The sequence below is a fragment of the Cellulomonas hominis genome (assembly GCF_005239125.1).
Taxonomy (GTDB): Bacteria; Actinomycetota; Actinomycetes; order Actinomycetales; family Cellulomonadaceae; genus Cellulomonas; species Cellulomonas hominis_A.
In genome coordinates, this window is sequence record NZ_SZYE01000394.1 from 1 (window position 1) to 655 (window position 655).

Genomic DNA, 655 nt, shown 5'->3' on the forward strand with positions numbered 1-655 from the left:
GTGCTGCGTCGTGCGGAGCGCCTGGAGGACCTGCAGGCCGCGCAGGAGGTGACGATCTGGACCCGGCACGCGTCGGGTCCGCAGTCGCACCTGATCTGGGCCCCGGAGATCCACCGGATCGCCGGCGCCTGGTACGTGTACTACGCCGCGGCGCCGGACGACCACGGGACGGTGGACGTGCCCGGCACGGCCGAGACGTTCAACCACCGGGTCTTCGTGCTGGAGAACACCGCCGAGGACCCGTTCGAGGGCGAGTGGGTCGAGCGTGGGCAGGTCGACACCGGGTGGGAGTCCTTCGCCCTGGACGCGACCAGCGCCGTGATCGACGGGACGCAGTACCTGGTGTGGGCGCAGCAGGCGTTCGACGTGCGCGGCCACTCCAACCTGTACATCGCCCCGATGGCGAACCCGTGGACCCTGGCCGGGCCGGCGGTCGAGCTGACCCGCCCGGAGTTCGACTGGGAGGTCAAGGGGTTCTGGGTCAACGAGGGCCCCTCGGTCCTGGTGCGCGGCGGGCGGGTGTTCCTGACGTACTCCGGCGCGGCGACCGGCATCGACTACGCGATGGGTGTGCTGACCGCCGACCTCGGGTCCGACCTGCTGGACCCCGCCTCGTGGACCAAGAGCCCGACCCCGGTGTTCGTGTCCGACCCGG

General features: G+C 71.6%; 1 protein-coding gene. It reads left to right on the forward strand.

What is annotated here, in order from left to right:
- Positions 1 to 655, forward strand: a 655-nt coding sequence (locus FA014_RS19735; RefSeq protein WP_154731279.1) for a family 43 glycosylhydrolase, incomplete at both ends; no start/stop codon positions are given.